Source organism: Stenotrophomonas sp. GW821-FHT02D01, assembly GCF_059421765.1.
Genome location: NZ_JBWKVP010000011.1, coordinates 114,711 through 121,648, shown reverse-complemented (window position 1 = coordinate 121,648; position 6,938 = coordinate 114,711). Strand labels below are relative to the sequence as shown.

General features: G+C 67.9%; 7 protein-coding genes. All 7 read right to left on the bottom strand.

Annotated elements, in window-relative coordinates; genetic code table 11:
- Positions 1-178: 178 nt before the first annotated feature.
- Positions 179-1,066 carry a DMT family transporter gene (locus AC07UW_RS17980; RefSeq protein ID WP_495212570.1) on the bottom strand — a complete coding sequence of 296 codons (888 nt, stop codon included), beginning with the start codon at positions 1,064-1,066 and terminating at the stop codon, positions 179-181.
- 32 nt (positions 1,067-1,098) lie between these two features.
- Positions 1,099-2,163 (bottom strand): UDP-N-acetylmuramate dehydrogenase, encoded by a 1,065-nt coding sequence (gene murB / locus AC07UW_RS17975; RefSeq protein ID WP_051584982.1) that lies wholly within the window; start codon positions 2,161-2,163, stop codon positions 1,099-1,101.
- 8 nt (positions 2,164-2,171) lie between these two features.
- A complete protein-coding gene (locus AC07UW_RS17970; protein WP_033830956.1) occupies positions 2,172-3,227 on the bottom strand; it encodes a quinone-dependent dihydroorotate dehydrogenase in 1,056 nt (351 codons plus the stop codon).
- A gap of 9 nt (positions 3,228-3,236) precedes the next feature.
- A complete protein-coding gene (locus AC07UW_RS17965) occupies positions 3,237-4,007 on the bottom strand; it encodes a class I SAM-dependent methyltransferase (RefSeq protein ID WP_495212565.1) in 771 nt (256 codons plus the stop codon).
- Positions 4,008-4,014: 7 nt separating this feature from the next.
- Positions 4,015-4,305 (bottom strand): DUF4190 domain-containing protein, encoded by a 291-nt coding sequence (locus tag AC07UW_RS17960; protein ID WP_025874887.1) that lies wholly within the window; start codon positions 4,303-4,305, stop codon positions 4,015-4,017.
- A 187-nt stretch (positions 4,306-4,492) separates the two neighbouring features.
- A complete protein-coding gene (locus AC07UW_RS17955; protein WP_495212564.1) occupies positions 4,493-5,281 on the bottom strand; it encodes an SDR family NAD(P)-dependent oxidoreductase in 789 nt (262 codons plus the stop codon).
- Complete coding sequence (gene amaB / locus AC07UW_RS17950; RefSeq protein WP_495212563.1) at positions 5,281-6,813, bottom strand: L-piperidine-6-carboxylate dehydrogenase; 1,533 nt, start codon at positions 6,811-6,813, stop codon at positions 5,281-5,283. The genes AC07UW_RS17955 and amaB overlap by 1 nt, the downstream gene beginning before the upstream one ends.
- Positions 6,814-6,938 lie beyond the last annotated feature (125 nt).

The window sequence follows — 6,938 nt, the reverse complement described above, 5'->3', positions numbered from 1 at the left end:
GCGGCATGGATGCCGCGGCCAAGCCCCCAGGGATGGGTTTACGGCGTCCCCGCAATCCGACACCGCCCCGCCATCCCCAAGCAATGCTGCTGTTGCTGTTGCTTCGGCTGTTGCTGTTGAGGTTGCCGGCCAGCGGCCGGCACTACCACGGGTGCCGGGCGCAGCCCGGCCGGAACCCTTACTCTGCCGGCTTGGCCGCTGCGCTCGCGGCGACGCTCGCTGCACGCCGTGACAGCACCGCTTCGCGATGGGCGATGTAGGCGTTGGCGGCGAGGATGATGCCGGCGCCAATGATCGTCCAGCGATCCACCGTCTCGGCGAACAACAGCCAGCCACACAAGGTCACCAGCGGCAGCTGCAGGAAGCTGATCGGGGTCAACGCGGAGACTTCGCCCAGGCGCAGTGCGCGTGTCCACAGCAACTGGCCGATGGTGCCCAGCACGCCAGTGGCCAGCAGCCAGAGCCAGGCGATGCCGGTGGGCCAGACCCACACGAACAAGGCCGGTATCAGCGACAGCGGTACCCAGAACACGTAGGTGTAGAGCACCACGGTGTCGGCGCTGTCGATCCGGGTGAGCTGCTTGATCTGGATCGCCACCAGCGAGCTGAGCACGGCGGCGGTCACGGCGATCAGGCTGCCGGACGTGAAGCCGGCCGTGCCCGGCCGCACGATCACCAGCACGCCGATGAAGCCGACCACCACCGCCGCCCAGCGCCGTACGCGGACCTTCTCGCCCAGCCACAGCACCGCAGCGATGGTCACGAACAACGGCGTGGAGTAGGACAGCGAAACGGCTTGTGCCAGGGGCAGGTGGCCCAATGCCCAGAACGCGCACAGCATCGACCCCAGGCCGATCGCGCTGCGCAGGAAATAACGCGGCAGCTGCTGGGTCTTCAACGGTGCATGGCCTGGGCGCAGCAGCATCGGCAGCAGGGCGAGCAGGCCGAAGGCATTGCGGAAGAACGCCACTTCCTGGGTCGGCACGTAGCGGGTGGCGTAGCGGATCGCCACCGCCATCAGGCCGAAGGCCATGGTGCTGCCGAGCATCAGCAGCGCCGCCCGCAATGGGGCGGCGCTGGCGGGTAGGGCGGGTGTGCTCACCACTGTGCGCCGAGCAGGCGGGGCTCCGGTTCGATCGGCACGCCGAACTTCTCCAGTACCGAGGCGGAGATCCGCCGTGCCAGCGCCAGCAGTTCAGTGCCGGTGGCGTTGCCGTGGTTGACCAGCACCAGCGCGTGGCTGGGCGCAACGCCGGCATCACCTTCGCGGAAGCCCTTCCAGCCACAGGATTCGATCATCCAGGCGGCCGAGACCTTGCGGCGGTCGTCGCGGTCCGCCGGGAACACCGGCAGCTCGGGGAAGTGCTGCAGCAGCACTTCCACCTGTTCCAGCGGCAGCACCGGGTTCTTGAAGAAACTGCCTGCGTTGCCCAGTACGTCGGGGTCGGGCAGCTTGCGGCGACGGATGGCGATCACCGCATTGGCGACGTCCACCGCGCTCGGCAGTTCCACGCCCTGTGCCTGCAGTTCTTCGCGGATGCCGGCGTAGCCCATGCGCAGGTCGTGCAGCAGCGGCAGTTTCAGTTCAATGGCGGTGATCAGGTAGCGGTCCGGCTGCTGCTTGAACACGCTGTCGCGGTAGGCGAAGCCACACTGTTCGTTGTCCAGCCGTACCCAGGTTTTTTCCTGGCAGTCCCAGGCCTCTACGGTCTGGATGAACTCGCCGACCTGCGCGCCATAGGCGCCGATGTTCTGGATCGGCGATGCGCCGGCGGTGCCGGGAATCAGCGCGAGGTTTTCCAGGCCGGACAGGCCTTCCTGCAGCGACCACATCACCAGACCATGCCAGGACACGCCGGCGCCGGCGCGGATCACGGCGTGGTCAGCACGGTGTTCGAGGAAACTGATTTCGCGGTTGCCGAACACCAGCACGGTGCCGGGCAGGTCCTCTGCGATCAGCACATTGCTGCCGCTGCCGAGCACCAGCAGCGGGCCATTGGCCACTTCCGGCAAGGCCAGAACCTCCGGCAGCAGCGCGGCGTCGTGCAGTTCCAGCAACTGCGCTGCGCTGGCCTGCACGTGGAACGTGTTCAGGGCCTGCAGTGGCGCGTTGTGGGTGAGGGTCCAGCGCAGCGGTGCTGCAGCGTTGTTGGTGTCGTCCATGGGCGTGCTCACAGGGGGGCCACCGCGCCGCGGCTGGGCGCCTCGCGTCGGCGGCGGATCGCCTCCACGCAGTCGGCGACCAATGCCGGGCCCTTGAAGATCAGGCCGCTGTAGCACTGCACCAGCGCCGCACCGGCGGCCATCTTGGCCACGGCGTCGGCACCGGACAGGATGCCGCCGACACCGACCAGCGGCACTGATTCGGGCAGGCGTGCACGCAGGCGGCGCAGTACCAGGGTGGACTGTTCCAGCACCGGTGCGCCGGACAGCCCGCCGGCTTCATTGGCCAGCGGATCGCCGGCAACCCGGCTGTGGTCGATGGTGGTGTTGGTGGCGATCACGCCGTCCACCTGCAGCTCGCCAAGTACGCGCGCGGCGGCGTCGATGTCGCGCTCGCTGAGGTCCGGGGCCACCTTCACCAGCATCGGCACGCGCCGGCCATGCTGCGCGGCCAGTGCTTCCTGGCGCTCACGCAGCTGGCTGACCAGCTGCCGCAGCGCGGTCTCTTCCTGCAGCTCGCGCAGGCCGGCCGTATTGGGCGAGGAAATGTTGACGGTGATGTAGTCGGCCAGCGGGTACACCTTGTCCATGCAGGCGATGTAGTCATCGGCCGCCTGTTCGTTGGGGGTGTCCTTGTTCTTGCCGATGTTGATGCCGAGCAGGCCGCGCCGGTTGCGCGCGCGTTCGACGTTGCGCACCAGCGCATCCACGCCGGCGTTGTTGAAGCCCATGCGGTTGATGATCGCGTTGTGCGCCGGCAGCCGGAACAGGCGCGGCTTGGGGTTGCCGGCCTGCGGTCGCGGCGTGATCGTGCCGATCTCCACGAAGCCGAAGCCCAGCGCGAACAGTGCATCGATGTGCTCGCCATTCTTGTCCAGGCCGGCAGCAAGGCCGACCGGATTGGGGAACGTCAGCCCGAACACCGTGCTGGGCATCGGCGCGATGCGTGCGGCCACCAGCGGCGTGGTGCCGGTGCGATAGGCCAGGTCCAGAGCGGACAGGCCGAGACCGTGGGCGCGTTCGGCGTCGAGCGAGAACAGGAAGGGGCGGGCAAGCGAATACATGCGTTGGTTTCAGTCCAGCGTGCCGAGGAAGGCTCGGGTTCGATATTCAAAAGCGACCTGGCCGTCGACCGCGTGGGCGGCGAACAGGTCCTGCAGCGCAGCCAGCATCTGCGCGTGGCGCGGATGGCCGGGCTGCGGCGCGTAGGAAGAAGACAGCAGGCGCCCGCGCAGGGCGTCCAGGTCCAGGTGCTGCACGTTCGGCAGCTGCACCATGCCGCGCAGGCCGGAGCCGAACCAGGCCTGCATGGTGGCGTCGTCCTGGTAGCGTTCGGCCACGGCGGTGTAGTCGGTGCCGTAGTCCAGCAGCAGTTGTTCGTAGCCGACCAGGAATGGGCTGGCATCGAGCAGGCGCGAATTCCAGTAGATCAGCGCCAGCCCGCCCGGGCGCAGGATGCGCTGCCACTCGGCGCGCACGGCCACGGTGTCGAACCAGTGGAAGGCCTGCGCGGCACTGACCAGGTCCACGCTGGCATCGGCCAGGCCGGTGGCCTCGGCGCGCCCATCGACGGCGGAGAACTGCGGATACTGCGGCGCCAGCCAGTGCTCGGCGGCCGCGCGCATCGCCGCGTTGGGTTCGACGGCGACCAGTGGATGGCCGGCAGCCAGGAACTGCCGGCTGGAGATGCCGGTGCCTGCGCCGATGTCGGCGACCAGCGCGTCGGTTGCAACGGCCATCGGGCCATGCAGCCAGTCCATCAGCGCGGCCGGATAGTCCGGGCGGTAGCGGACATAGTCCGCGACCCGGCTGCTGAAGCGTTCAGTGCTGTCGGCGGAGGTCATCGTGCTTTCACCAGCGCAGTCCAGGTTTGGCGTCGGCGCCGGCGGCCACCATTGCGAAGATCAGGATGGCCACCAGGCCCACCGCAGCGAGGATGTTGAGCCAGCCCATGATCAACCCAGCCAAGGCCATGCCATCGCCGTCCTGTTCGCCGGCGCGGCGGCGGATCTCGGCGCGGGCCAGGTGCCCGGTGATGATGGCAACAAGGGCGGCGACACCCGGCAGCACGGTCCAGCTGCAGATGCCCGCGATCAGGCTGACCACGGCCAGGGCGTTGCTCTGTCGGGGTGGCACGCTCATCGAGTCCTCCGTGGCAGTGCTTACATGATAGTGCCTCTGCCCCGGCAATCCCATGGTTCGGCCAATGCAAGGCTGCCAGGCAAGGTTGGCAACCATCGGAGCCGAGCGCGGGGTGGCTTTGGTAGGCGTCGACCTTGGTCGACGAATGCGGCGCCAACCAAGGTTGGTAGCTGCCGAGGGATCGGCGCTAGCCCATCAGCACCTGGCCGCCATCGACATTGAGCACGTGGCCGGTGATCCAGCGCGCCAGCGGCGAACACAGGAACAGCGCGGCATCGGCGATCTCGCGCGGCTGCCCGAAGCGGCCGAACGGAATCCTCGCCAGGGTGCCGTGGTACAGGGCGGGATCTTCGACACGACGTCGATCCCAGAGGCCATCGGCAAATTCGATCGAGCCCGGTGCGATGGCGTTGACCCGGATCCGGTCCGGCGCCAGCGCCAGGGCCTGCGACGTCGTGTAGTGCGACAGGGCGGCCTTGGCTGCCGCATACGGTGCGCCGCCGGGACGCGGTTGCTGCGCGGCGATCGAGGACAGGTTGAGGATGCAGGCGTCGGACGAGGCACGCAGCCACGGCAGCGCAAGGCGCGAGGCGCGGACCGCCGCCATCAGGTCGATCTGCAGGCTGGCAGCCCAGCCGTCTTCGTCATCGGCCATGCCGTAGCCGGTGGCGTTGTTGACCAGCACATCGATGCCGCCGAGCGCGTCGGCAGCGGCCTGCAGCCAGGCGCCGATGCGGCCGAGGTCGCCCAGATCGGTGGCGAAGGTGTGCAGCTGCGTGCCCTGGGCCTGCTCATCGGCCTGCAGGGCGTCAAGCCCGGCCTGGCCGCGCGCGCAGGCCGACACCTGCGCACCGGCGCGGGCGAAGGCCAGCGCCAGTTCGCGGCCGATGCCCTTGCTGCCACCGGCGATCAACACCCGGCGGCCGGTGAAATCGATCACCGGCCGGCCGTCGCGCGGGGAGGCGCTCTCCGCCATCACAGGTCGAACTTGATGCCCTGGGCCAGCGGCAGCGAATCCGAATAGTTGATGGTGTTGGTCTGGCGGCGCATGTAGACCTTCCATGCATCCGAACCGGACTCGCGACCACCGCCGGTGTCCTTCTCGCCACCGAAGGCGCCACCGATTTCCGCGCCCGAGGTGCCGATGTTGACGTTGGCGATGCCGCAGTCCGAACCGGCCGCCGACAGGAAGCGCTCGGCGGTTTTCAGGTTGGTGGTGAAGATCGACGAGGACAGGCCCTGCGGCACGCCGTTCTGCATGTCGATGGCTTCGTCCAGCGTGCTGTACTTCATCACGTACAGGATCGGCGCGAAGGTCTCGTGCTGCACCACTTCATCGCTGTTCTTCAGGCCGGTGACGATGGCCGGCAGCACGAAGTTGCCGGGGCGGTCGATGCGCGTGCCGCCGGTTTCGATGGTGCCGCCGCTGGCCTTGGCTTTTTCGATGGAGGCCAGGAACTGCTGCACGGCGCCGTCGCTGTTGAGCGGGCCCATCAGGTTGGCCGGGTCGGTCGGATCGCCGATCTTGCCTTCCACCTGCTTGTACGCCTTGACCAGCGTGGCCAGCACGTCGTCATGGATGGATTCGTGCACGATCAGGCGGCGGGTGGTGGTGCAGCGCTGGCCGGCGGTGCCGACCGCACCGAACACGATGCCGGGAATGGCCAGCTTCAGGTCGGCGGTTTCGTCGAGGATGATTGCGTTGTTGCCGCCCAGTTCCAGCAGGCAGCGGCCAAGGCGGTGGGCGACCTTCTCGGCGACCGTGCGGCCGACCTGGGTCGAGCCGGTGAAGCTGATCAGCGGCACGCGCTTGTCGGCCACCATCTTTTCCGACAGCGCGGTGCCGGCGTCGTTGATCAGGAAGAACAGGTCCGGGAAACCGGCATCGCGCAGCGCTTCATTGCAGATGCGCATCGAGGCGATGGCGGTCAGCGGGGTCTTGTTGGACGGCTTCCACAGGCAGATGTCGCCGCAGATCGTGGCCAGGAACGAGTTCCATGCCCACACCGCCACCGGGAAGTTGAACGCGCTGATGATGCCGACCAGGCCGAGCGGCTGGTACTGCTCGTACATGCGGTGGCCGGGGCGTTCGGAATGCATGGTGTAGCCGTACAGCATGCGGCTCTGGCCCACGGCGAAGTCGGCGATGTCGATCATCTCCTGCACTTCACCGTCGCCTTCGGGCTTGCTCTTGCCCATTTCCAGCGCAACCAGCGAACCGAGGGCGTCCTTGTGCTTGCGCAGCGCTTCGCCACACAGGCGCACGGCTTCACCGCGACGCGGGGCCGGCGTGGTGCGCCAGACCTTGAAGGCTTCCTGGGCGCGCACGATGACGGTTTCGTACTCGGCTTCGGTGGTGGCGCGGACCTGCGCGATCGGCTCGCCCGTGGTCGGATTGATCGGGGTGATCAGTTCTCCGCCGGTAGCGCTCGACCACTCCCCGTTGCCCAGGTAGGTGCCAGCGTTGATCGCGTCCAGACCAAGGGACTTGAGCAGCTCGGAAGACATGCAGACTCCTGTGTTTCGTTACGTTGTGTTTGGTGCCGTCGCGGGCAGGTGGGGGCGCGACGAACTGAGCCGCCGATGGTAGCAGAGCGCCCGGACTGGCCATGGTGCGCCGCGCCAGTGGCAGT

Coding starts and splice junctions, on each gene's coding strand:
- murB (WP_051584982.1), bottom strand. CDS start 2,163: ATGGACGACACCAACAACGCTGCAGCACCGCTGCGCTGGACCCTCACC.
- AC07UW_RS17960 (WP_025874887.1), bottom strand. CDS start 4,305: ATGAGCGTGCCACCCCGACAGAGCAACGCCCTGGCCGTGGTCAGCCTG.
- AC07UW_RS17955 (WP_495212564.1), bottom strand. CDS start 5,281: ATGGCGGAGAGCGCCTCCCCGCGCGACGGCCGGCCGGTGATCGATTTC.
- AC07UW_RS17965 (WP_495212565.1), bottom strand. CDS start 4,007: ATGACCTCCGCCGACAGCACTGAACGCTTCAGCAGCCGGGTCGCGGAC.
- AC07UW_RS17970 (WP_033830956.1), bottom strand. CDS start 3,227: ATGTATTCGCTTGCCCGCCCCTTCCTGTTCTCGCTCGACGCCGAACGC.
- amaB (WP_495212563.1), bottom strand. CDS start 6,813: ATGTCTTCCGAGCTGCTCAAGTCCCTTGGTCTGGACGCGATCAACGCT.